The following is a 22,137-nucleotide window of genomic DNA, read 5'->3' on the forward strand; positions in this document are numbered from 1 at the left end:
TCCCCCTCGGCGAACTCTGGTACCTCAAAGAACTCGCCGCCTGGCTGCGCGAACACCACCGCAGCCGCTTCCTCCTCACCGCACCCCCACTCCACCTCCCCGGCACCCAAGGCAGCCCCCTCACACCCATCGCAACCGTCTGACGGTCTCGGTCGGCACCGAACCGGCATTCCTCCGCCGCCTCCCTGGAGGGGGACACGTATTGATCGTGTATCGTCACGCGGTGCTACAGGCAATGCCGGGACGCCAGTTGTGGCCCCCGTGAGGATGCACCGGGTTGCGAAGGATTGGTGAGATGCCGCCCACTCGGAAGGAGCGCGGGAAGACCGAGCGCTACTACCGCATGCGTGAGAACGTGGTGGACATCGCCGTCGAGCTGTTCTCGAAGAACGGGTACAACGGCACGGGTGTGGCGGACATCGGCGACGCGGCCGGACTGGCTCGGGGTGCCCTGTATTACTACATCGGCTCGAAGGACGCGCTCCTCGTCGAGATCCACGACCGCGTCATGGATCCGCTGCTGAAGGAAGCCGCCGCCATCGTCGAACTCGACCTGGGCTTCCAGACCCGGCTGCGACTGCTGTCGGAATCCCTGCTCTGGCAGATCGTCAACAGGCATGACCACGTCTGGGTGTTCCTGCACGAGTACCGCCGACTCCAGGGCGAGCACCGCGAGTCGTTCCGCGAGAAGCGGCGGCGTTTCGAGTCGCGCATCCGCGGCGTACTCGCCGACGGACACCGCGGGGGACTGCTCCAGGGGCACCCGCAGGAGGACTTGGAGCTGGCGACGCTCGCGTTCCTGAACCTGCACAACTACACGTACCAGTGGCTCGCCGGTCATCGGGACATGCGGGTCGAGGAGCTCTCCGCGTTCTACTGCGACATCTTCTTCAACGGCATCCTGGCCGATCCCGTCGACCGGGCGCGCGCCGAGGAGGAGTTGGAGCAAGGGCGGTCCGTCCTCCAGGAGTTGCGAGGCGTGAAGTCCGAGGTCAGCGCCAAGGCCGAGGCGTAGTCTCCCGCGTCTGTTCCTCCAGGACGTGCGCTACGCTCCCAATAATGTACCGACCGGTCGACACTTTAATGGAGGGCCGAATGCCGACAACCGCCGGAAACCCCGAGGTCGCCGGGCGACGTGTCGTGATCACCGGGGCCGGACGCGGCCTGGGGCGTGTCCTCGCGCAGGCCTTCGACTCCGCGGGGGCGCGGCTGGGCCTGGTGGCGCGCTCCGAGGACGCGCTGAAGGAGGTGGCCGGGACGCTCCACGGCGACCCCCTCGTCTGTGCGGGGGACGTGCGTGACGAGGCCTTCAACGAGTCCGTCGCCGAGGGGATGGTCGAGCGGTTCGGCGGTGTGGACGCCTGGATCTGCAATGCCGGGGTCTCGCCCGGGGTCGCGACGGTGACCGACACCAGCCCCGACGCCTGGCGCCGGGTCATCGACGTCAACCTGACCGGGACGTTCCTCGGGGCGCGGGCCGCGGCGACGGTGATGGGTGCCGGAGGGCGGATCATCGTCACCGGTTCCGTGCTGGGCGACCGGCCGAAGGGCGGCCTCGCCGCGTACTCGGCGTCGAAGAGCGGCGTCCAGTCCCTGGTGGGTGCGCTGGCGCAGGAGCTCGGTCCGCGCGGGATCACCGTCAACACGGTGGCCCTCGGCTGGTTCGACACCGGGCTCGGCGCGCACTGGCGGCGCAGCTCGGAGCGCGACAGCGGCATCGTCGAGCACACGGCGCTGGGACGCTGGGGCACCCCCGACGACCTCCCCGGCATCTATCTGTTCCTGGCCTCCGAGTCCTCGGCCTATGTGACCGGCACGACGATCACGGTCGACGGCGGCTACTCACTGCTCTGAATGTGCCGGGCCCGTTGGCGTCGCACGACGCCAACGGACCTCGCCTCGTGTTCAGTCGGTGCCGAACACCCGCACGTCCCAGGCGCCGAGCTCCAGTTCGGTGCCCGCGGGGACCGGGCTGCCGTTCAGTACGTCGGTCAGGTCGGCCGGCGCGGTGACACGGGCGGGCTCCCAGCTCCAGTTGTGGACGATGTGCACGCGCCGCCCGTCCTCGGCCGTACCGGTGGTCGCCGTGACCGAGGCCGGGAGGTCCTCCCAGACGCTGCGGGCGGTGGGGGTCAGCCAGGACGCCAGCTCCCGGGCGAGGTCGCGGCCCGGCACCGTCCCGACGTACGTCACCTGACCCGCGCCGTGGCGGCGGGTGGTGACCGCCGGCCAGCGGCCGAAGTGCGGGTGGTCGTACGTGACCAGCGGCTCGGCGTCGGTGACGGTGAGACCGTCGGCCCAGTGCGACGCCGTTGCGCTGTCCGGCAGTTGGAGCGGGCCGCCCGGCACGCCACGTACCGGGATCTCCTGCGTCAGGTTGCTGAACTCGTCGTAGCTGACGCCCGCCGCGTCCACCAGACGACCGGGGGCGAGCTCGTTGCGGGCCCGCGCCTCGTGGTCGGCGTACGCCGTGCGCGGGCCGAGGACCAGATGGCCGCCCGCGTGGGCGTACGCGGCGAACCAGTCGAGGGTCGAGTCGGCGGCGATGTACAACGCCGGGACGACCAGGACCGGGTGACGGCTCACCGCCTCCTCCGGTGTCAGGCCCTCCCGTTCACCGCTCGGGTCGTGGAGCTGGCGGCCGTGGACGATCCGGACCTGGCGGCCGGCGTCGAAGGCGCCCCGGTAGAACGGGTCGAAGATCCGGTGGTAGGCGGTGTCGTCCGGGCCGCCGTCACCCGTCGCGATCGGCGGATACTTCTGCATCAGCCACTTGCTGGGCGTCGAGTAGACCATCGTGATGTCGGCGTCCGGTTCGAGACCGGCGACCAGCGGACCGGCCGCGTCCAACTCGGCGCCCAGTTCGGCCAGTTCGGCGTACGTACGGCCGGGCCGGCCGCTGTGCGGAAGGACACCGCCCCAGTACGTCTCGGCGCCGAAGTGCAGGGTGTGCCAGTGCCAGTACTCGATCATCCTGGCGCCGCGCCCGACCAGCGCCCAGGCGGCCTGGCGCCACTGGCCGTCGTAGGCGGGGCGGTTGTGCCACGGCTCGCCGATGGACGAGGCGTTCGTCTCGGTGACCAGGAACGGTGCCTGCTTGGAGGAGAACATCCAGTCGGCGGTCTGGTACAGCGCCCAGACGCCCGTGGTCTTCCAGCGCTGCGCGTGCGCGTCCGGCGTACGGTCGGGGAGTTCGAGGCCGTCCTGCATGTCGTAGTACGGGTTGCCCGACGCGATGTCGAGCCGGTCGGTCAGCTCGTCGTCCTGCACCCCCGGGCGGGTGTACGAGATGCAGGTGGTGACGAACTGCTCGGGGTTCGCGTACTCGCGGACGATGTCGGCCTGCCAGCCGATGAACTCGGTGACCTGCCGGGCCTGGAACTCCCGCCAGGCGACGTCGTACTGGGGCTGGACGTTGCCGTCGGGGGTCCACAAGTCGGCCCAGGTGGAGAGGCGGTGCGACCAGTAGACGAGGCCCCATTCGCGGTTCAGGGTCTCGATGTCCCCGTACTTCGCCCGGAGATGGTCGACGAAGCACTCGAACACGCCCCGGTTGTAGAGGAGTTCGTTGCCGGGTTCGTTGTCGACCTGGAAGCCGATGACCGCCGGGTGGCCGGCGTACCGGGCGACGATCTTCCGGATCACCCGCTCGGCATGGAACCGGAACGCGGGGTGCGTGAAGTCGACCTCCTGCCGGGCGCCCCAGCCGATGCGCTGCCCGGTGGCCCGCTCGCCGGTGATCTCCGGGTACTGGCGGGCCAGCCACGGCGGCACGGCGTACGTCGGTGTGCCGAGGACCACGGCGATACCGCGCTCATGGGCGCCGTCGAGCACCGGCTCCAGCCAGTCGAGGTCGAAGTGGCCGTTTTCCGGCTCCCAGGTCGACCAGACCGACTCGCCGACCCGGATCACGGTGAACCGGGCCTCGGCCATCAGATCGAGGTCGGTCTTGAGCTGTTCGCCCCGGCGGTACTCGGGGCCGTGGGTGGGCTGGTACTCGTGGTAGTAAGCGGCGCCGAAGAGGACGCGGGCGGGCAGAACCGCCATGAAGACAACCTCCAGTGGGGGAAGGGGAGTTGGACAACTTGTGCAGGCGGGCCGGGAGTTACTGCTTGACCCCTCCGGTGGCCAGGCCGCTCTGCCAGTACCGCTGGAGCAGCACGAAGGCCACGACGAGCGGGACCACCGAGATCATCGACCCGGTCACGACGAGCGCGAGCATGTCGCTGCTGGCGCCCGCCCCACCGTTCTGCGCCTGGGCGGCCCAGGAGGAGAGCGCGACCGTGATCGGGTACAGGTCCGGGTCGTTGAGCATGATCAGCGGCAGGAAGTAGTTGTTCCAGGTCGCCACGAGCGTGAACAGCAGCACGGTCACCAGCCCCGGCGCCAGCAGCCGCAGCACGATCTGGAAGAAGATCCGGAACTCACCGGCCCCGTCCACCCGGGCGGCTTCGAGGATGCTGTCGGGCACCGCGTCCTGCGCGTACACCCGCATGAGATACAGCCCGAAGGGGCTCACCAACGAGGGCAGGATGATCGCCCACGGTGTGTTGACCAGCCCCACCTTGGCGAACAGCAGGTACGTCGGAATGGCCAGGGCCGTCGCCGGCACCATGACCGCGCCGAGCACGAGGTTGAAGGCGGCGCCGTTCCCGCGGAACCGGAACTTGGCGAACCCGTACCCCGCCGCAGCCGCCAGGATCGCGGCGCCGACGGCGCTGACACCGGCGTACAGCAGGGTGTTGAGCAGCCAGTGCAGAAAGACGCCGTCGTCCTGGGTGAAGGTGTCGCGGATGTTCGTCAGCAGCTGCGGGGTGTCGGAGAACCACAGGCCGAAGCTGTTGATCAGGTCCTGGGTGCTCTTGGTGGAGGCGATCAGCAGCCAGAGGAGGGGGAGGAGGAAGTAGGCGAGCGCCGCGAGCATGGCGATCGTCAGGGGTGTGCTGCGGCGGCCGGCCTGTCGCCCGCTCCGCTGCTTCGGAGCCTCGGATACCTGGTCCGCCGTACGAACCACGTTGGTCGCGGGGGGAGTTGTGGTGGTCACGCGGGCCTCCTGCGGTTCGCGGTGAGCAGGAAGGCGTACGAGATGATCACGATGAGCAGGCCGAGGAGGAAGGAGACGGCTGCCGCGTAGTTGATCTGCTGGCTGGTGAAGGCGAGCGTGTAGGCGTAGAGGTTGGCGGTGTACGAGCTGTCGATGACGTCCGGGACGATCTTCATCAGCAGGTTGGGCTCGTTGAAGAGCTGGAAGCTGCCGATCACCGAGAAGAGCAGGGTGAGCGTCAACGCGGGCCGCAGCGCCGGGAGTTTGATGGACCAGGCGATCCGCCAGGCGCCCGCCCCGTCCAGTGCGGCGGCCTCGTACAGGTCCTGCGGAATGGTCCGCAGGGCCGCGTACAGGATGATCATGTTGTAGCCGACGAACTCCCACGTCACGATGTTCGCCAGGCTGCCGAGCATCCAGCTGTCGGTCAGGAAGTGCGGGGCGGGCAGGCTCAGTTTCTCGCTGAGCTGGGCGAACGGGCCGAAGTCCGGGCCGTAGAGATAGCCCCACATGAGCGTGGCGACCACGCTCGGGACCGCGTACGGCACGAAGATGCCCAGCCGGATCACCCGGGACAGCCGCAGCAGGCCGCTGTCCAGGGCGAGCGCGAAGAGCAGGGCGAGCAGCAGCATCACCGGGACCTGGATCACGAAGAACGTCGCCACCCGGACGACACCCTCGCGGAGCTGGGGATCCTTGACCGCGGTGAGGTAGTTCTCCAGGCCGACGAACGACGTGCCGCCGACCAACTTCTCCTGGAACAGGCTCAGATAGGCCGCGTAGCCGAGCGGGGCGAGGAAGAGGAGGAGGAACAAGGCCATGAAGGGGGCGATGAACAGCGGGCCCGCCGACCTGGGGCGTGCGAGGTGTTTGGGCATGTCAGGGAGCCGCCTTCACGGTGAAGCCCTGGCTCTTGGCGAAGGTGGTGATCCGCGTCTGCCAGCCCCCGAGCGCGGCGACCGTGTCGGTTTTTCTGGCCAGGGACCGGCCGACGGTCTCCGTCCAGTCGGTGGCCACCTGGTCGAGGAACGGCGGCCACTGGAAGGCGGGGTCGACCTGGGCGCTGATACCGGCGAAGACCTCGTTGACCTTCTGGCCGCCGTAGAAGGCGGGGGTGTCGCCGATGTAACTCGCGTCCGCGAGCAGCGCCTTGGTGGCCGGGAAGAAGAACTGCTTCGTCGCGAACATCTTCGCGCTCTCGGGGTCGCTGTTGAGGAACTTGGCGAACTCGGCCGCGGCGATGGGGTTCTTGGTGGAACGGATCACGGCGGTCGTCGAGCCGCCCCAGTTGCCGGCGCTCGGCTTGGCGGCGTCCCACTGCGGCATCGGGGCCGCCCGCCACTTGCCCGCGGTGTCCTTGGCCGAGCCGGAGAGGAAGGCCGGGCCCCAGGCGCCGACCATCCAGGTGGCGTACTTGCCCTTGTTGAGCGCGGCGTACCAGGAGTCCGTGAAGTCCGGCTCGACACCGATCACGCCCTCCTGGGCGAGCCCGCCCCAGAACGCGCCGAGCTTCTTGGAGACCGCGTCGTCGACACTGATGGTGATGTCGCTCTTGCCGGAGGTGACGTACGGCTTGGCGCCCGCCTGCCACAACAGGCCGTGCCAGGCGGCCACTTGGTTGGCAGCCAGGTTGGTCAGATAGACGTCCGGGTCGGCCTTGTGCAGCTTGCGCGCGGCCTCGGCGAACTCGTCCCAGGTCTTGGGGACTTCGATGCCGTGCTTGTCGAAGATGTCCTGCCGGTACAGCATGCCCATCGGGCCGGTGTCCTGCGGGACCGCCCACACCTCGCCGCCGCTGCCGCTGACCTGGCTCCAGGTCCAGTCGACGAACTGCGACTTGAGAGCGGAGGCGCCGTACGGCCGCAGGTCGAGGAGGCTGTCGGTGATCGTGAAGGTCGGGATGGCCTGGTACTCGATCTGCACCATGTCCGGGGCGCCGCTGCCGGCCTTGAGGGCGGTACGCAGCTTGGTGTACTCCGGGGTGCCCTGACCGGCGTTGACGGCCTTGACCTTGATCGCCGGGTACTTCTTCTCGAAGAGGGCGATCTCCTGCGCGATCTCCGGGACCCACGTCCAGAACGTCAGCTCGGTCGGGGTCTTCATCGCCTTGTCGATGTCGGCCTGGCTGACCGGCTTCGACGAGGACGATCCGCTGTCGGACCCGCCCCCGCCGCAGGCGGTGAGAGCCGCCCCGAGCGAGGCGGCGCCGGCCGCGGTGAGGAGGAGACGACGGCTGATGGCAGAGGAGGAGACGGTGTTTCTGGGCATGGTGAACTCCGGCCGGGGCGAAAGGGAGTGGAGAGAAGGAGGCGATACGGGGGAGGGGGCCGCAGGTGGGGCTGACCGGCCTCTTGTCGGTGCGGCTACCGGTGGGGCGGGGGTGCGGTGGAGGACCGTACGACGAGGTCGACCGGTGGGTCGCTCGGCGGCAGGGGCTCCGCGTCCGGGTTCTCGATGGCGTGCAGGAGCCGTTTGAGGCCTTCCTGCGCCACGGCGTCGAACGGCTGCCGCACGGTGGTGAGCGGCGGGGTGATGTACGCGGCGACCGGGATGTCGTCGAACCCGACCACACTGACGTCGTCCGGCACGCGTCGGCCGGCCTCCGTCAGGGCCCGGATCAGCCCGATGGCCATGTCGTCGTTGGCGGCGAACACGGCGGTCACCGAGGGATCGGCGGCGAGTTCACGGCCCGCCGCGTATCCGGAGGCGGCCGACCAGTCGCCCACGACGACGGGCGGCTCGGGCGCGCCATGGGCGGCGAGGGCGGCCCGCCAGGCGGTGAGCCGGTCCCTGGCCGCGAACCAGCGTGGTGGCCCGGAGAGGTGATGGACCGTCACATGACCGAGATCCAGCAGGTGTTGGGTGGCGGCCCGGGTCAGCAGATCCGCACCGCCGCCCGAGGTGACCGGGCGGGAGGTGGCGAAGGGCGAGGGTGCACCGATGACCAGGACCGGCACGTCGACGGACAACTCCGCCAGGCCCGCACCCCCGTCCTGGCCTTCGTCGATCGGCTCGGAGACGACGATGCCGTCCACCCCCTGTTCGAGGAGTGAGCCGACGGCGCCGGCGACACCCGCGGGATCGTCCTCCATCGTGTTGACGACCCGCAGCGCGTATCCGGTGTCCCGGACGGCGCGCTCGATACCCATGAGCAGTGACGCGGGCCCGTACAGGGCGGTGCCCAGTGTCACCACGCCGATGGATCTCGTCCGCCCGGAGGCGAGTGCCCGGGCGGCGTTGTTCATCCGGTAGCCGAGGTCCTCGGCGGCCTGGAGAACCCGGCGGCGTACGTCTTCGGAGACGTACGGCTCGCTGTTGAAGACCCGGGACACGGTCTTCTGCGAGACCCCCGCGAGGCGTGCCACGTCGACACTGCGCGGTGTCGACGAGGTCGCACCCCGTCCTGTCTGTCGTGTCACGGTGACTCCCGGTGGCCGGTGCCCACGGTAGCCGGAGGGTGACCGTGGCTGCCGTGGACATGACGTAGAACCTCGCTCGCCAGTTTTCTGACTGCGCTGTCATGACTGCGCAGTCATATCTACGCAGTCGGAGCGGGCGCGTCAAGGGTTCGCGCAATCCCCGCGTAACTTTCGCGGTCCTCGGACCGGTCGAAAGGCGGCCTCGATCGGCGGTCGGCGGCGGTCGGCGTCCATGATTCATCGGGTTTCTGGGTAGCTACCGGGTTTCCCGCGTCCTCCGAGGAGCTGTCTGTGTCGCTGCACGACATCGAGTCCCTGGCCCGTACCGCCCTGCCCGAGATGACCGACGACCTGCGGGCGCTCGTCGAGTGCGAGACCCCCAGCGACGACAAGGAACTGCTGACCGCAGGGCTCACCGCCATCGAGGCCTGGGCGGGCCGACGCCTCGGGCCGCCGGACGAGGCCGTGCGCCATGACGGCGGTGAGCACGGGGACGTCCTGGAGCTCCTCTACCGGGGCACCTCGCAGACGTCGGTGCTGCTGCTCGCCCACTACGACACCGTGTGGCCGGCCGGCACCCTCGCCGAGTGGCCGTTCACCGTGACGGACGACGGCCGGGTGAGCGCGCCGGGCGCCTTCGACATGAAGTGCGGCCTGGTGCAGGCGGTCTGGGCGCTGCGTCTTCTCCGTGAACGGGACCTGCCGCGCCCGACGGTGCGCCTGCTCCTCAACGGCGACGAGGAGATCGGCAGCCCGTTCTCCCGGCCGCACATCGAGCGGCTCAGCGAGCAGGTGGCGGCCACGCTGGTGTGCGAGCCGGCGGCCGGGCCGGACGGGGACCTGAAGACGGCCCGCAAGGGCGTCGGCCTCTTCGAGGTGGCCGTGGAGGGAGTGGAGGCGCACGCGGGCCTCGACCCGTACGGCGGCGCCAGCGCCGTGCACGCTCTCGCCGAACTGGTCACGCGCATGGCCGAGTTGGGCTCACGTGAACACGGCACGACGGTCAACGTCGGTGTGATCAAAGGCGGTACGGGACGCAACGTCATCGCCGGACACGCCCGCTGCGGTGTCGACGTACGCATCTCCGACCCCGCCGAGGCGGCCCGCGTCGACACCGAACTGGCCGCCCTCACGGCCTCCGACCCCCGGGTACGGGTGTCCGTCTCCGGGGGCTGGAACCGTCCGGCGATGGTGCCGACCCCCGCTTCCCGACTCCTCTTCAAGCAGGCGCAGTCGGTGGCGGCCGAGCTCGGGTGGACGATCCGGGAGACGGGTGTGGGCGGGGCAAGCGACGGCAACTTCGTCTCCGCGCTGCGACGCCCGGTCCTGGACGGCCTGGGACCCGTGGGCGGGGGTGCGCACGCCCGCGACGAACATGTGCTGCTGGCCCACGTGCCCGCCCGTACCGCGCTGCTCGCGGGGCTGCTGATGGTCCACGCGGCATGATTCGGCCCTCGCGTACGCTGGAGGAGAGGTCGGCTCAAGCGAGCGGGGATCGAGATGACGTACGAAGTGAAGATCGAACCGAAGAACGAGGCCTCGGCCGAGGTGAAGGCCCCGGAGACCGCCGAGGCGGTGCGCCACGCCCGCTTCGGGCAGCTGCCGGAGCGGATCCGCGTGGAGGACATGGTGGCGGCGCAGCCGGCGTCGGTGCCGGATCCGGCGACGGGCGCGTACAACGAGGACGAGTGGCTGGTCCGGTACTGCCTGTGAGCTGAGGCCGCGCCGTCAGACGTAGGTGGGCGGGCCACCGGAGGGATTCCGGTGGCCCGCCCGTGGGACGTGCGGAGCAGGTCGGTCAGCTGACGTCGGATGCGTCCAGGCGGTACAGGCCGCTGCTGGTCGACGTGGTTGATGTGGACGTCGTTGTGGTCGAGGTGGTTGATGTGGTCGAACTCGTGCTGTAGGCCGAGGAGTTGACCGCTGTGCCGTTGGCCTTCACCCAGGTGGCGATCTCCGAGTCGGTGCCCTGGCCGGTGTCGCTGCTGACGATGATGTAGTGCAACTTCCCTGACTTCACGAGGCTCTTGAGCTTGGCCAGCGTCATTGCGTTGTCGCTGCCCGACCAGCCGCCCATGGAGATCACGGGCTGGCCCGACTCCAGGATGATCGAGGACGCCGTCTGGTCGGTGGCCACCGCCAGCAGCCAGGTCGCCCCGTCCTGGTGCTTCTTGAGGTATGTGATCATGTCGGACGACACCTGGGTGCCGCCGCCCATCCCGCCACCACCGCCACCGGTGCCTCCGCCGTCACCGCTCGGACGCGTGCCCGACTCGGCCGCCGAATCCGACGAACTCGTGCTGGAGGACGAGGAGTTACCGGACGGGGGCTGGCCCATGGACTGGCCGCCGCTGTTGCTCGTACCGCTGCTGCTCGTACCCGTGGAACCCGACGGAGCACCGCCACCGCCGCCCATGCCGCCGCCCATTCCGCCGCCCGTGCTGGGGCCGGCCGTCGGGTTCGTGCCGTTGGTGGAGCTGGTGGCCGCCGAGACGGAGTAGGCCGCCGGGCCCGCCAGGAGGGCGACGACCGCCGCGAGGGCCGCGATGCCCAGCAGGCGCTGCCGCTTCATGAACCGGCCGGTCAGCAGGCCGATGACCGAGACTGTGCCCGCCAGGGCCACCACGATCTCCGCGACCGTGTACAGCGTGCCGGAGCCCGAGACCCGCTGGAGCAGGACGACCGCCCAGACCGCGCTCGCCGCGACCGCCACCGGCAGGACCCACGCCCACTTGGCCGCCGAGCCCTCACGGAAGGCGCGGTACAGCATGACACCGCCGGCGCCCGCCAGGGCCGCGATACCCGGGGCCATGGCCGTGACGTAGTAAGGGTGGAAGGTGCCCTCGGCGAGGGCGAAGGTCAGGTAGTGCAGGACGAACCAGCCGCCCCACAGCATCAGCGACGCCCGCTTGGCGTCCGTACGAGGGGCCCGGCCGCGCAGGACCAGGCCCGTGACCAGGGCGATCAGCGCGAACGGGATCAGCCAGGAGATCTGGCCGCCCATGATCTCGTTGAACATCCGGTAGATGCCCGAACTGCCGCCGAAACTCGCGCCGTTGCCGGCCGAGCCCACCGACGAACTCGCCCCGAAGATACGGCCGAAGCCGTTGTAGCCGATGACCAGGTCCCAGACGGTGTTGTCGGTCGAACCGCCGATGTAGGGGCGGGAGGAGGCCGGGATCAGGTCGACGACGACCATCCACCAGGCGGAGGAGACGATCAGCGCCACGGTGGCCACGGCCAGGTTGCGGACGCGCTTGCCGAGCCCGGCGTTCGCGGCCCAGAGGTAGACCAGGAAGAAGACCGGCAGGACGACGTACGCCTGCATCATCTTGGTGTTGAACGCGAAGCCGATCGCGACGGCCGACCACACCAGCGGCATCAGCCGTCCGGTGCGCACGGCCTTCATCAGGGCCGCCGCGCCCAGCAGCATCAGGAAGACCAGGATCGGGTCCGGGTTGGTGTCCCGGGTGATCGCCACCGTGATGGGCGTCAGGGTGAGCGCGAGAGCGGCGATCGTCGCTGCGACGGGTCCGAAGTCACGCTTCACCATGCGGTGCAGCAACGCGACCGAGCCCGTGCCCACCGCGACCATCGGCAGCATCAACTGCCAGGTGCCGTAACCGAACACGCGGGCCGACAGGCCCATCACCCAGAGGGCGAAAGGGGGTTTGTCGACGGTGATGAAGCTGCCCGAGTCCAACGCGCCGAAGAAGAACGCCTTCCAGCTCTTCGTGCCGCTGTACACGGCGGCGTCGTAGAAGGTGTTGCCGGTGATGGAGGACAGGTTCCAGGCGTAGAGCGCCGTCGCCAGGAGGAGGATGCCCCAGAGGGTCGGGCGGGTCCAGCGAGGGTCCTCCGGGGCACCGGTGAACAGGCGCCGGGCGCGGCCCGCGAGACTGCCGTCGGCGGCCGGAGGTTCGGCCCGGTGGCTGTGATGGGGTGCGCTGTCGCGGGTCGGCGGCGGGGCGAGGGTCGTCATGACGCGTACTCCAAGCTGGGGGCGGGGCTGCTGATGTGCTGAGGTGCGCCGATCGGACTCTGTACGGGCACGCGGTGAGGTACGGGGATCCGGGAGCGGCCGGTGAGACCGGCGCGCAGCATCCGGCGCATGCCCCTGAGGTCGTCCAGGGCGGTGCGGACGATGTCGACCCGGCTGTCGGGGTCGTCGACCCAGTCGACCGGTACTTCGTGGATGCGCAGGCCGTTGCGCTGGGCCAGGACCAGCAGCTCGGTGTCGAAGAACCAGGCGTTGTCCTCGATGTGCGGGGCGAGGGCCCGGAAGACGTCGGTGCGGACCGCCTTGAAACCGCACTGGGCGTCCGAGAAGCGGGCCGCGAGGCCGAGCTTCAGCAGGGCGTTGTACGAGCGGGAGACGAACTCGCGCTTCGGGCCGCGCACCACGTCGGCCTGGCGGTGCAGCCGGCTGCCGATGGCCACGTCGCTGTGGCCGGAGAGAAGGGGGGCCACCAGCGGGAGGAAGCCCGCGAGGCCGGTGGACAGGTCGACGTCCATGTAGGCGACCACGTCGGCCGTCGAGTTGCTCCACACGTGCTTCAGGGCGCGGCCACGGCCCTTGGCGTCCAGATGGACGGCGTGGACATGGGGGAGGCGGAGCGTCAGATCGGTCGCCGCCTGCCAGGTGGCGTCAGTGCTGGCGTTGTCCGCGACCGTGATCCGGAACGGGAACGGGAAGGAGGCTTCGAGGTAGGCGTGGAGACGGCCGACGCTGTCGGCGAGTACGTGCGCCTCGTTGTACACCGGCACCACGATCTCGACCGAACGCTGCCGGACGCCCCTCGCGTTCGTTTCGTTCATGCCCCTGACGATCGGGGGCGTATCTGGGGCGACCCTGAGGCGACTCTGAGCGACGAATGAGAATCAGCGAACTCACAGGTTGCCCACAGAAACCCGTTGACACGTGACTTCAGGCGGTGTGCGCGCTTCCGCCGCCCGGGGTCGCGGACGCTATCAACCGGTCGATCAGGGCGATCAGCACGTCCCGGCACGACTCACGGTCCCGCGCGTCGCACAGCAGGACCGGTGTGTGCTCCGGCAGCGCCAGCGCCTCCCGGATCTCGTCCGGCTCGTACGGATGTTCCCCGTGGAAGCCGTTCACGCCGACGACGAACGGGATGTTGCGGCGCTCGAAGAAGTCGATCGCCGCGAAGCTGGACTCCGGCCGGCGTACGTCGATGAGGACCACGGCCCCCAGCGCGCCGATCGCCAGGTCGTTCCACATGAACCAGAACCGCTGCTGACCCGGCGTACCGAAGAGGTACAGGATCAGTTCCCGGCTGAGGGTGATGCGGCCGAAGTCGAGGGCCACGGTGGTGGCCTTCTTCTCCTCGATGCCGTCGAGGTCGTCGATGCCCAGGCCGGCCGCGGTGAGCGGTTCCTCGGTGCGCAGGGGCACGATCTCGCTGACCGAGCCGACCATCGTCGTCTTGCCCACACCGAAGCCGCCGGCGATGAGGATCTTGACGGTGTCGGGCGCCGAGGTCCCGTTCACGGTCGGGCTAGAGCCGGCCAAGTCCGTCCCTCACTTTCTGGAGCAGGTCCATGTCAGTGGTGCGGGAGATGTGGCGCGGGGACCGGGCGGTGATCCGGCCGGCCTCCAGCAGGTCGCACAGCATGATGACGACCACACTCACCGGCAGGTCCAGATGGGCCGCGAGCTCCGCCACCACGACCGGCCGCGCGCACAGCCGCAGGATCCGGGCGTGCTCGGGCTGCGGCCGCTTGACCCCGTCGGGCTGCGGCTCCACGGCCGTCACCGATGTGATCAGTGTGAAGTCGGCGCGGCTGGGCCGGGTCCGCCCGCCGGTGAGCGTGAACGGCCGCACGAGACGGCCGGCCGCGTCGCTTCCGTTCACCTCACTCGCCGGCCGCGCCGACGACCCCGGCACGCGGCGCCGCGCTGAGGTGCTCACCGATCTTCTTCACCAGCATGTTCATCTGGTACGCCACCACGCCGACGTCCGCGCCCTGGCTGGTCAGCACCGCGAGGTGGGCGCCAGGACCGGCCGCGGTGAGGATCAGGTAGCCGTTGCGCATCTCGATCAGAGCCTGGCGCACCGGGCCGCCCCGGAAGTCCATGCTGACGCCCTTGCTGAGGCTCATCAGCCCGGACGCGGTCGCCGCGAGCCGCTCGGCGTCGTCCCGCAGGAACGCTGTGGATCTGCTGACGACGAGTCCGTCCTCGGACAGCACGACGGCGTGGTTGACCTCGGCTACCCGGTCCACGAGTCCGGTGAGCAACTGGTCGAGCTCGGTGTGCGTGGCGGGGGTGGGGCGTGTCATTTCTCTGTCCTTCATCAGCGGTCTGCGGGCGGAGTCGAGGTGACCGGAGTGCCTGCGGCGGGAAGCGGTGTGCCGGATTCCCGAGGAGCGTTGTCCTCCCCATGGTCGTACTGCTCTTCGGCGTCGTCGTCACGGGCCTGGAGGGTTCCGCGCTGGAAACCGGAGAGCGAGGAGGCCGCGCGCTCCGCCGAGAACTCGTCGAGCTCGTCCTCGGACGTGCCGTCGGGTTCGGTGTCCGCCAGCAGTTCGGCGGTCAGACTGGTCTGCGGCACCCGGCGTGGCAGCGGGGTCAGCCCGCCCTTGCCGGGGCCGGCGCCCCGTTCGATGCCCCGGTCCGCCCCGACGAGGGCGGCCGGCCGGGGAGCGGAACCGGCGTCGGCGGTCCGGACGCGGGCCACGGCGGGCTGCGGCTCCCGGACGCGCTCAAGGGCCTGACGCTCCGCGGCGACAGGGCCGGGCACCTCGGCGTACGCCCGTTTCGCGAGCGGGAAGTCCGTGTCCGGCGCGCTGAGTTCCCGTACGACGACATCGTGCGGGATCAGTACGATCGCCGTCGTACCGCCGTACGGCGAGGAGCGCAGTGTGACCTGGATGCCGTGCCGGACGGCGAGGCGGGCGATCACGAACATGCCGAGCCGCAGGTCGTCGGCGAGTGCCACCACGTCGAACTGCGGGGCCTTGGAGAGGTGTTCGTTGAAGGACGCGTAGTCCTCCTCGGACATGCCGAGCCCGCGGTCCTCGACCTCGATGACCAGCCCCTTGGCGACCGTCGCGGCCCGTACGCCCACCGGGCTGGGCGCGGGGGAGTAGGCGGTCGCGTTGTCGATCAGCTCGGCCAGCAGATGGATGACGTCGGCCACAGCGGGCGGCGCGAGGTACACGTCCTCCTCGGTCTGCACCTCGACCCGCTGGTACTCGGCGACCTCACCGACGGCACTGCGCAGGATGTCGATCAGCGCGACCGGCTCGGTCCAGGTGCGGCCGGGCCGCTCACCGCTGATGATGACGAGGTTCTCCTCGTAGCGGCGCAACTGGCTTGCGGTGGAGTCCAGTTCGTACAGGCCCTTGAGGATCTCCGGGTCCTGGTGGGCGCGTTCCAGCGCGTCGAGCTTGGTGAGCTGGAGGTTGACCAGGTTCTGGCTCTGCCGGGCGATGCCCAGGATGACCTTCTGGAAGCCCCGCCGGGTGTCGGCGAGTTCGACGGCGGTGTGCACGGCGGTGCGCTGGGCGGCGTTGAACGCGTGTGCCACCTGGCCGAGTTCGTCGTGGCCGTAGTCCAGTGGTGGGGTGGCCGACTCGACGTCGACCTTCTCGCCCCGGTTGAGCCGCGCGACCACTTCGGGCAGCCGCTCCTCGGCCAGGCTCAGGGTGGCCATGCGCAGCCCGCGCAGTCGGCGGGACAGGGACCTGGTGATGCGCCAGGACAGGATGATGCACAGCAGCAGCCCGCCGAGTCCGCCGGCGCTCAGCGAAGCGGCCTTGATCAGCAGCGACTGTGCCTCGTCATCGCTGCTGCTGAGCAGCCGCTGGGTCTCGGCATGGATGAGCGTGCCGTACTCGACGCTCAGTTCGTCCATCGCCGCGATCCACTGCTGCTGCCTGTCGGGCAGGGTGATCTTCCGTTCGGCGCCGCCGCCGGGCGTGCCCGACGCGAGCACCTGGTCCTCGATGGACGTCAGGTTCCGCCACGCGGTGCCGGTCAGGATCGCCTCGGTGCGGGTCTTCGCCGTGCCGGTCAGGGACTGGATCAGCTGGTCCTCGACGACCCAGCGCCGGGCGCTGACCAGCCGGACGTACGACTCCCACTCCGCCTGGTCGAAATGCCCCGAGGGCCAGGCCAGCATGAGCTGCGAGTCCTCCTGGGCGACCAGTTCGGACGCCTGCTCCAGTGAGACGAGCGGGCCGGCCTGTGAGGTGAGGTCGCCGTCGTCGACCTGGGAGAGCTCCTGGAACGAGTGGATCTGGTTGCCGATCATCGACGAGTACTGGTCCAGCACCTGCTGGGGGGAGATGTCGGTGAGACGGTCGACCTGACCGCGGTAGTACTCCAGGCTGCCCGTCGCCGCGATGACCGAGTACATCCGGTCCCCGATACGGTCGGGGGCCTCCTGGATGGCCTTCGTCTGGCCGACCAGTTTCGCGACCGCCGCGTCCGTCACCTTGCGCTGCTCGTCCAGGGCCTTGCGGTCGCCCCTGGGCGAGGCCAGCCATATGGCCGACAGCGTGCGTTCCTTCTGCAGCGCGAGCGTGGCCTCGGTGCCCATGGCACCGGTCGCCCTGCTGAGTGCCGTCTGGTCCCGCAGCCGCTGGCCCTCCGAGAACATCTGAATCGTCGTCACACCCCACATCGCGGCGAGCGTGACGCTGGGAACCAGCGCGAGCAGGATCAGCGAGAGACGTATGGAGCCGAGACGGCGCCGGGCACCTTTGCGTGGAGGCATCGTCGTCCTAGGGCGATCAGCGGTGGGCGGGAGTGACAACTGGCATGTGACAGGCGGTGGATGACAGCGGAAACGGAACGGGTGGCGGAACACGCGTGGGTCCGCAGGATGCTATCCGTACAAGTGAACGTACGCACAGTGAGCCCCCAAAGCTTGGTGCAGCCGTTGTACGACGGTTGCCGCGCAAGGAGATTCGGGAGCGAGCCGGAAGGGGATACGGAATGTCCGCGGAAGGGGGAGGGAGTGGAAGGGAGGCGGGGACGGGTGACGCTCAGCGGGTGCCGCCGGCCGCGAACCTGGCGACGTCGGCGATGTTCTGCTTGGTGACGAAGGCGGGCCCGGTGAGTACGGGGGCCGATCCGCCGCCGCTGAAGTTGCCGTTGGACTTGTACAGCCAGAGCGAGTCGACGGCGAGATAGCCCTGGAGGTACGGCTGCTGGTCCACGGCGAACTGCACGTCACCGTTCTTGATGGCGCCCACGATGTCGTTGGTGAGGTCGAAGGTGGCGATCTTCGCCTTGCTGTTCGCCTGGTCCACCGACTTCACCGCCGAGAGCGCGAACTGCGCGCCCAGTGTGACCACTTCGTCGATGCTCGAGTCCTGGGTCAGCCGGGCCGCGACGTCCGCGGTCACCGCGTCCAGGTCGGTGCCGTTCACGTACAGGTTCTCGGTCTGTCCGGCGAACGTCTTCTTCACACCGGCACAGCGGGCCTCCAGGCCGACGTTCCCCTGTTCGTGGATGACGCAGAGGGTGTGCTTGACCTTGAGCGCGTCCAGCTTGTCGCCGATCGCCCGGCCCGCGGTGCTCTCGTCCTGGCCGAAGAACTCCAGCAGGCCCGCCGAACGCCAGTCGTCGATCCCCGAGTTGAGACCGACCACGGGTATCCCCGCCGCCTTCGCCCGCGCGACCGCGCTCTTCATCGCGTCGGGCTTGGCCAGGGTCACGGCGATCCCGTCGACCTTGTTCCTGACCGCGTCGCGCACCAGATCGGCCTGGGCGGCGGCATCGGGGTCACTCGCGTACGTCAGCTCGATGTTGTCCTTGGCCGCGGCGGCCTGCGCGCCCTTCCGCACCCGCTCCCAGAAGACGTCGCCCTTGGCTCCGTGGGTGATCAGGACGACCTTGAGGCGGGCGGTGCCGGTGGCGGCCCGGCCGGAGACCGACCCGTCGGAACCGGAGCCCGAGCAGCCGGCCGCGAGGAGACAGACGGCGGCCGTACCGGCGACAACGGCCGTGACACGGGCGGATCGTGGTGAACCGGGAAAGGAGGGGTGTGTGTTCATGGAAGTGCGGCACCTCGTTGCGCGGCCGAGGAGGAGAGGGGCATGGGACAGGAAGGGGAGCGGTACAAGGGGGATGTGGGTACGACGAAATCTGCGCGATCGTCGGGTGACGTGCACTGACTGTCCGACTTTCGCTGGGGCGGAGCCAATCGGATGTGACGCCTCGTAGTCAAGTGAGCAACTAGTTGGAACCAGGGTCGACGAGCCGGTACGGGGTGTGCCGGACGCGTGTGATCCTTCGCGGTCGGTCCTGGGTGGTGTCAGAAGGATTGCCGGTGCGGAGCGGGATCGGAAGGGGAAAAGGGACCTCCGGTTCCCTTTCGTGCCCTGGTTTTTGCCAACCCGTCGTACGCACCGGAGGTGACACCCGCGCGGAGGTGCTGGGCGCGAACAGCCCGTCCACCCTGGCGGTGCGCCAGGACGAACGGGCGTGCCGGGACTTCGAACCGCGGCCGGAGCGACCGGGGTCACCGAACCACGGCCGGGCTTGTGCCCCCTACGGCTTCCGGGCCACCGCCCCGTACATGGCGATGTCCTCGTCCCTGATCCCCGCGCCGCTCGCGGCGTCCGGGTGCCACTTGTGGACCTGGACGATGCCCGGCTCGACCAGGTCGAGGCCCTCGAAGAAGTCCTGCGCCTCCGGGAACGTGCGCAGGCGCATCGGCATGTTGCGGGCCTTGTACTCGCGGGCGACCCGGCCCACCTCCTCCGGGGCGAACTCGGCGGTGCCGATGGACATCGCCAGATAGCTGCCCGAAGGGAGGGGGTCGAGGAGCCGGCGGACGATGCCCACCGCGTCGTCCTCGTCCAGGACGAAGTGGACGATGGCGATCACCGTGAGGGCGACCGGCTTGGTCAGGTCGAGGGTCTCGCGGAAGTCGGGGGAGTCGAGAATGGCCTCCGGGTGCTGGAAGTCGGCCTCGATGTACGCCGTCCGGCCCTCCGGTGTGCTGGCCAGCAGGCCCTGGGAGAGGGTGAGGACGATCGGGTCGTTGTCGACGTAGACCACCCGGGACTCGGGGGCCACCGACTGGGCGATCTCGTGCAGGTTGGGGGAGGTGGGGATGCCGGTGCCTATGTCGAGGAACTGGCGGATGCCCGCTTCCTTGGCCAGGTAGGCCACCGCGCGGTTCATCCAGTCGCGGTTGGCCTTCATGTGGATCGGCAGGGCGGGCCACTCGTGCGACATGGCGTCGCCCGCTTCCTTGTCGGCGGGGTAGTAGTCCTTACCGCCGAGGATGTAGTCGTAGATCCGCGCGGAGTGTGCGTTCTCCGTGTCGATTCGGTCGGCCGGCCATCCGTTTTCGGGCACGCCGCCCCTCCCATTCAGGTCGTAAGGCTGAGTCAGGTCGATCAAGTCGCTCTAGAAACAAGGCAGTTCAGAGCAGAAAGTCTGCGACACCCGCCTTGACGCCGGCCAGGAAACTCGTCATCTCGTGCGGGGTGAAGACCAGGGCCGGGCTGTCGGGATCGGTCGACTGGCGGACGGCGACCCGGCCGTCGGCGAGCTTCATCACTTCGACGCAGGCGCCGCCCGCGTCGTCGCTCCACGGCTTGGACCAGCCCCGGGAACCGAGTTCACGGGCCGGCATGCCGTTGCGTACGGGGTGGGAGTGGCCGGAGTGGTTGGGGTGGGTGTGCGTGTGATGGGGGTGTGTGGGGTGGTGCATGTCAGAGCTCCTTGCGAATCGCACCGAGGAGGGCCTCGGTCTTTCTGGCGGGCGCCGACTGCGCGCCCAGCCGGTCCAGAGCCTCTCGATAGACGACGACGTCGTCGCCCTTGTCGAGGTACACCGCGCCGACCAGACCGCTCAGATAGACGATGTCCGGCAACTCGGGTGCCCTGAACCGGAAGAGATGGAACGCTCCGGCGCGCATCGCGGGATGCGGGCCGTTGCCGAACAGCATGATCTGCAAGGTCACATGGGGCAGCGCGTTCATCGCGATCAGATGGTCGATCTGCGCGCGCATCACCTCCGGACCGCCGACCGGCCACCGCAGCACGGTCTCGTCCATCACGATCCACACCCGCGGCGGCGCCGGGCGGGTCAGCAGTTCCTGACGGCGCAGGCGCAGCGCCACCCGGCGGTCCGTCGCCTCCGACGAGGCGTGCGGATTGCCGGCGCCCAGCAGGGCGCGCGCGTAGTCCGCTGTCTGGAACAGACCCGGCACGAACTGCGCCTCGTACGCGCGGATCTGCAACGCCGCCTGCTCCAGGCTCAGATACGCGGCGAACCAGTCGGGCAGTACGTCCCGGTAGTTGTGCCACCAACCGCGCTTGTTGGCCTCACGGACCGACTTCAGGAACGTGTCGATCTCCTGCTGGTCCGTCACCCCGTAGGTCTGCAGCAGTTTCTCGACGTCCGGCAGGCGCAGCCGGGCCACCTTGGCCGCTTCCATCCTGCGGATCGTGGAGTGGCTGACGCCGATCGCCGCACCCGCGTCCCCGAACGTGAGACCGGCGCGCGTCCGCAGCTCCTCCAGCTGTCTGCCGAGGATCATGCGCAGGACGGAGGGGGCACCGCCCCAGTCGGTCTCCGCGGTCACGCCTACCCCCTCACACCGGGCTCAGGGTTGCAGTCTGTCACGATCATCTTTCGACGGAAGCAGCATGCACTCCACAAATTGCAAATTTCAACTTGCTGGTTGCGAGCCGTTGTTGTCAGGTGTCACAGTGTTCGTACCTTCCCGGAAACGGTGAACGACGAGAGTGAACGGCCCAGTTGGGGGAGAAGGGGTCGCAACCTGTGCTGTTTTGATGCGGGTTGACCTGCTCGCGGATCACATTCGGGGCGGTGTCGCACCGGCCAGGGTGCGCAGGCAACGAAAGGCGAACGGCGATGGCTCCGCCCTCCCTCCCCCAGCCACTCGGCCGAATGCCCAGGGGCCGGCTTGCCGGCCACACTGCCCACCCCGATCACCCGGACCACTTCGGTCACTCTCCGCAGTCGGGCATGTTCGGCCTGCCCGCGACTCCCGCCTCTGTGGGTGCGGCCCGCCGGAAGGTGCGCGAACTGCTCGATGCCTGGCTCGTCGACCCCGACACCTCCGACAACGCCCTTCTGGTGACCTCCGAGCTCGTCACCAACGCCCTCACCCACACCGCCAGCGAGCGGATCGTCTGCCGACTGCACCTCTCCGCCGGGCGGCTGCGCATCGAGGTCGAGGACGAGAACCGCGGCGGGACCCTGCCGGCCCAGCGCAGGCCCGGCCCCGACGAACAGTGCGGACGCGGACTCCTGCTGGTCGGCGTCCTCAGCAGCGACTGGGGCGTCCGTGACGCCCCGCACGGCTCCGGGCGCGTCGTCTGGTCCGAACTCCTCACGGAGCAGGCAGAGTTGGCGGACGCTGCCCCACCGGCGACGCCGGTCACGGCCTCGACGCAGGTCGCAGCGTCGGCGTCGGTCGCAGTGTCGGCTCCTGCCGAGGTGATGGCGCCGGTCGGGGCACTGGCTCCCGCCGAGCTCACGCCGACCGCCGGGAACGTGCCCGCCGCCGAACTCGCGCCCGACGCGCCCGCACCGGTCGGCCCCGCACCCGCCCTGCCCCCGACTCCCGCCGCCGCGCTCGCACCCCTCATTCCGCCAGCGCCTGCCGCTGCGCTCAGCCCTGTGCTCGCACCCTCTGTTCCGCCAGCGCCTGCCG

Annotated in this window: 20 protein-coding genes; 5 read left to right on the forward strand and 15 right to left on the reverse strand. The window is 69.5% G+C overall.

Annotation, left to right across the window (positions count from 1 at the left end):
* The first annotated feature begins 295 nt into the window (after window positions 1-295).
* A complete protein-coding gene (locus G3I71_RS43365) occupies window positions 296-1,015 on the forward strand; it encodes a TetR/AcrR family transcriptional regulator (protein ID WP_164324101.1) in 720 nt (239 codons plus the stop codon).
* 80 nt (window positions 1,016-1,095) lie between these two features.
* Window positions 1,096-1,854, forward strand: coding sequence for an SDR family NAD(P)-dependent oxidoreductase (locus G3I71_RS43370; protein ID WP_203732922.1), 759 nt, complete (start codon window positions 1,096-1,098; stop codon window positions 1,852-1,854).
* A gap of 51 nt (window positions 1,855-1,905) precedes the next feature.
* Here G3I71_RS43370 and G3I71_RS43375 read toward each other — a convergent pair whose 3' ends face one another.
* The 5 genes from G3I71_RS43375 to G3I71_RS43395 form a co-directional block, all read right to left on the reverse strand.
* Window positions 1,906-4,047, reverse strand: a complete 2,142-nt coding sequence (locus tag G3I71_RS43375) for a beta-galactosidase (protein WP_164324105.1) — start codon at window positions 4,045-4,047, stop codon at window positions 1,906-1,908.
* A 58-nt stretch (window positions 4,048-4,105) separates the two neighbouring features.
* Complete coding sequence (locus tag G3I71_RS43380) at window positions 4,106-5,044, reverse strand: carbohydrate ABC transporter permease (RefSeq protein WP_164324107.1); 939 nt, start codon at window positions 5,042-5,044, stop codon at window positions 4,106-4,108.
* Complete coding sequence (locus tag G3I71_RS43385; RefSeq protein WP_164324109.1) at window positions 5,041-5,922, reverse strand: carbohydrate ABC transporter permease; 882 nt, start codon at window positions 5,920-5,922, stop codon at window positions 5,041-5,043. Before G3I71_RS43385 ends, G3I71_RS43380 begins: the two co-directional genes overlap by 4 nt.
* A gap of 1 nt (window position 5,923) precedes the next feature.
* On the reverse strand, window positions 5,924-7,312 hold the full coding sequence (locus G3I71_RS43390) for an ABC transporter substrate-binding protein (protein ID WP_164324111.1): 1,389 nt from the start codon (window positions 7,310-7,312) through the stop codon (window positions 5,924-5,926).
* Window positions 7,313-7,407: 95 nt separating this feature from the next.
* Window positions 7,408-8,463, reverse strand: coding sequence for a LacI family DNA-binding transcriptional regulator (locus G3I71_RS43395; protein WP_164324113.1), 1,056 nt, complete (start codon window positions 8,461-8,463; stop codon window positions 7,408-7,410).
* Window positions 8,464-8,754: 291 nt separating this feature from the next.
* Here G3I71_RS43395 and G3I71_RS43400 point away from each other — a divergent pair, with 291 nt between their 5' ends.
* Window positions 8,755-9,909, forward strand: coding sequence for a M20 family metallopeptidase (locus G3I71_RS43400; protein ID WP_164324115.1), 1,155 nt, complete (start codon window positions 8,755-8,757; stop codon window positions 9,907-9,909).
* Between the two features lie 54 nt (window positions 9,910-9,963).
* A complete protein-coding gene (locus G3I71_RS43405) occupies window positions 9,964-10,176 on the forward strand; it encodes a hypothetical protein (protein WP_164324100.1) in 213 nt (70 codons plus the stop codon).
* 85 nt (window positions 10,177-10,261) lie between these two features.
* Here the strand turns inward: G3I71_RS43405 and G3I71_RS43410 are convergent, their stop codons facing one another.
* The 10 genes from G3I71_RS43410 to G3I71_RS43455 form a co-directional block, all read right to left on the reverse strand.
* On the reverse strand, window positions 10,262-12,445 hold the full coding sequence (locus G3I71_RS43410) for a glycosyltransferase family 39 protein (protein ID WP_164324117.1): 2,184 nt from the start codon (window positions 12,443-12,445) through the stop codon (window positions 10,262-10,264).
* Entirely contained in the window at window positions 12,442-13,281 is an 840-nt protein-coding gene (locus tag G3I71_RS43415) for a dolichyl-phosphate beta-glucosyltransferase (RefSeq protein ID WP_164324119.1), read from the reverse strand. Before G3I71_RS43415 ends, G3I71_RS43410 begins: the two co-directional genes overlap by 4 nt.
* Window positions 13,282-13,390: 109 nt before the next feature.
* Window positions 13,391-13,996, reverse strand: coding sequence for an ATP/GTP-binding protein (locus tag G3I71_RS43420; RefSeq protein ID WP_164324121.1), 606 nt, complete (start codon window positions 13,994-13,996; stop codon window positions 13,391-13,393).
* Window positions 13,983-14,339: a DUF742 domain-containing protein gene (locus G3I71_RS43425; RefSeq protein WP_164324123.1), complete on the reverse strand. Its 357-nt coding sequence runs from the start codon at window positions 14,337-14,339 to the stop codon at window positions 13,983-13,985. Before G3I71_RS43425 ends, G3I71_RS43420 begins: the two co-directional genes overlap by 14 nt.
* Before the next feature lies 1 nt (window position 14,340).
* On the reverse strand, window positions 14,341-14,766 hold the full coding sequence (locus G3I71_RS43430) for a roadblock/LC7 domain-containing protein (protein WP_006377390.1): 426 nt from the start codon (window positions 14,764-14,766) through the stop codon (window positions 14,341-14,343).
* Between the two features lie 14 nt (window positions 14,767-14,780).
* Complete coding sequence (locus tag G3I71_RS43435; RefSeq protein ID WP_164324125.1) at window positions 14,781-17,207, reverse strand: nitrate- and nitrite sensing domain-containing protein; 2,427 nt, start codon at window positions 17,205-17,207, stop codon at window positions 14,781-14,783.
* A 271-nt stretch (window positions 17,208-17,478) separates the two neighbouring features.
* The gene (locus G3I71_RS43440; RefSeq protein WP_164324127.1) at window positions 17,479-18,492 is read right to left on the reverse strand and encodes a substrate-binding domain-containing protein; all 1,014 of its coding nucleotides are present in this window, start codon (window positions 18,490-18,492) and stop codon (window positions 17,479-17,481) included.
* A gap of 496 nt (window positions 18,493-18,988) precedes the next feature.
* A complete protein-coding gene (locus tag G3I71_RS43445) occupies window positions 18,989-19,804 on the reverse strand; it encodes an SAM-dependent methyltransferase (RefSeq protein ID WP_164324129.1) in 816 nt (271 codons plus the stop codon).
* A gap of 67 nt (window positions 19,805-19,871) precedes the next feature.
* A complete protein-coding gene (locus tag G3I71_RS43450; protein WP_164324133.1) occupies window positions 19,872-20,084 on the reverse strand; it encodes a DUF397 domain-containing protein in 213 nt (70 codons plus the stop codon).
* Window positions 20,085-20,163: 79 nt separating this feature from the next.
* Complete coding sequence (locus G3I71_RS43455; protein ID WP_164324131.1) at window positions 20,164-21,039, reverse strand: helix-turn-helix transcriptional regulator; 876 nt, start codon at window positions 21,037-21,039, stop codon at window positions 20,164-20,166.
* 407 nt (window positions 21,040-21,446) lie between these two features.
* Here G3I71_RS43455 and G3I71_RS52475 point away from each other — a divergent pair.
* The coding region (locus tag G3I71_RS52475; RefSeq protein WP_275409395.1) for an ATP-binding protein at window positions 21,447-22,137 on the forward strand (691 nt) is incomplete at its 3' end.

The sequence above is a fragment of the Streptomyces sp. SID12501 genome, assembly GCF_010550245.1.
Taxonomy (GTDB): domain Bacteria; phylum Actinomycetota; class Actinomycetes; order Streptomycetales; family Streptomycetaceae; genus Streptomyces.

Bases quoted from the DNA above. Each gene is read 5' to 3' on its own strand.
- G3I71_RS43365 (WP_164324101.1), top strand. From the start codon at position 296: ATGCCGCCCACTCGGAAGGAGCGCGGGAAGACCGAGCGCTACTACCGC.
- G3I71_RS43370 (WP_203732922.1), top strand. From the start codon at position 1,096: ATGCCGACAACCGCCGGAAACCCCGAGGTCGCCGGGCGACGTGTCGTG.
- G3I71_RS43375 (WP_164324105.1), bottom strand. From the start codon at position 4,047: ATGGCGGTTCTGCCCGCCCGCGTCCTCTTCGGCGCCGCTTACTACCAC.
- G3I71_RS43385 (WP_164324109.1), bottom strand. From the start codon at position 5,922: ATGCCCAAACACCTCGCACGCCCCAGGTCGGCGGGCCCGCTGTTCATC.
- G3I71_RS43390 (WP_164324111.1), bottom strand. From the start codon at position 7,312: ATGCCCAGAAACACCGTCTCCTCCTCTGCCATCAGCCGTCGTCTCCTC.
- G3I71_RS43405 (WP_164324100.1), top strand. From the start codon at position 9,964: ATGACGTACGAAGTGAAGATCGAACCGAAGAACGAGGCCTCGGCCGAG.
- G3I71_RS43410 (WP_164324117.1), bottom strand. From the start codon at position 12,445: ATGACGACCCTCGCCCCGCCGCCGACCCGCGACAGCGCACCCCATCAC.
- G3I71_RS43415 (WP_164324119.1), bottom strand. From the start codon at position 13,281: ATGAACGAAACGAACGCGAGGGGCGTCCGGCAGCGTTCGGTCGAGATC.
- G3I71_RS43430 (WP_006377390.1), bottom strand. From the start codon at position 14,766: ATGACACGCCCCACCCCCGCCACGCACACCGAGCTCGACCAGTTGCTC.
- G3I71_RS43435 (WP_164324125.1), bottom strand. From the start codon at position 17,207: ATGCCTCCACGCAAAGGTGCCCGGCGCCGTCTCGGCTCCATACGTCTC.
- G3I71_RS43440 (WP_164324127.1), bottom strand. From the start codon at position 18,492: ATGAACACACACCCCTCCTTTCCCGGTTCACCACGATCCGCCCGTGTC.
- G3I71_RS43450 (WP_164324133.1), bottom strand. From the start codon at position 20,084: ATGCCGGCCCGTGAACTCGGTTCCCGGGGCTGGTCCAAGCCGTGGAGC.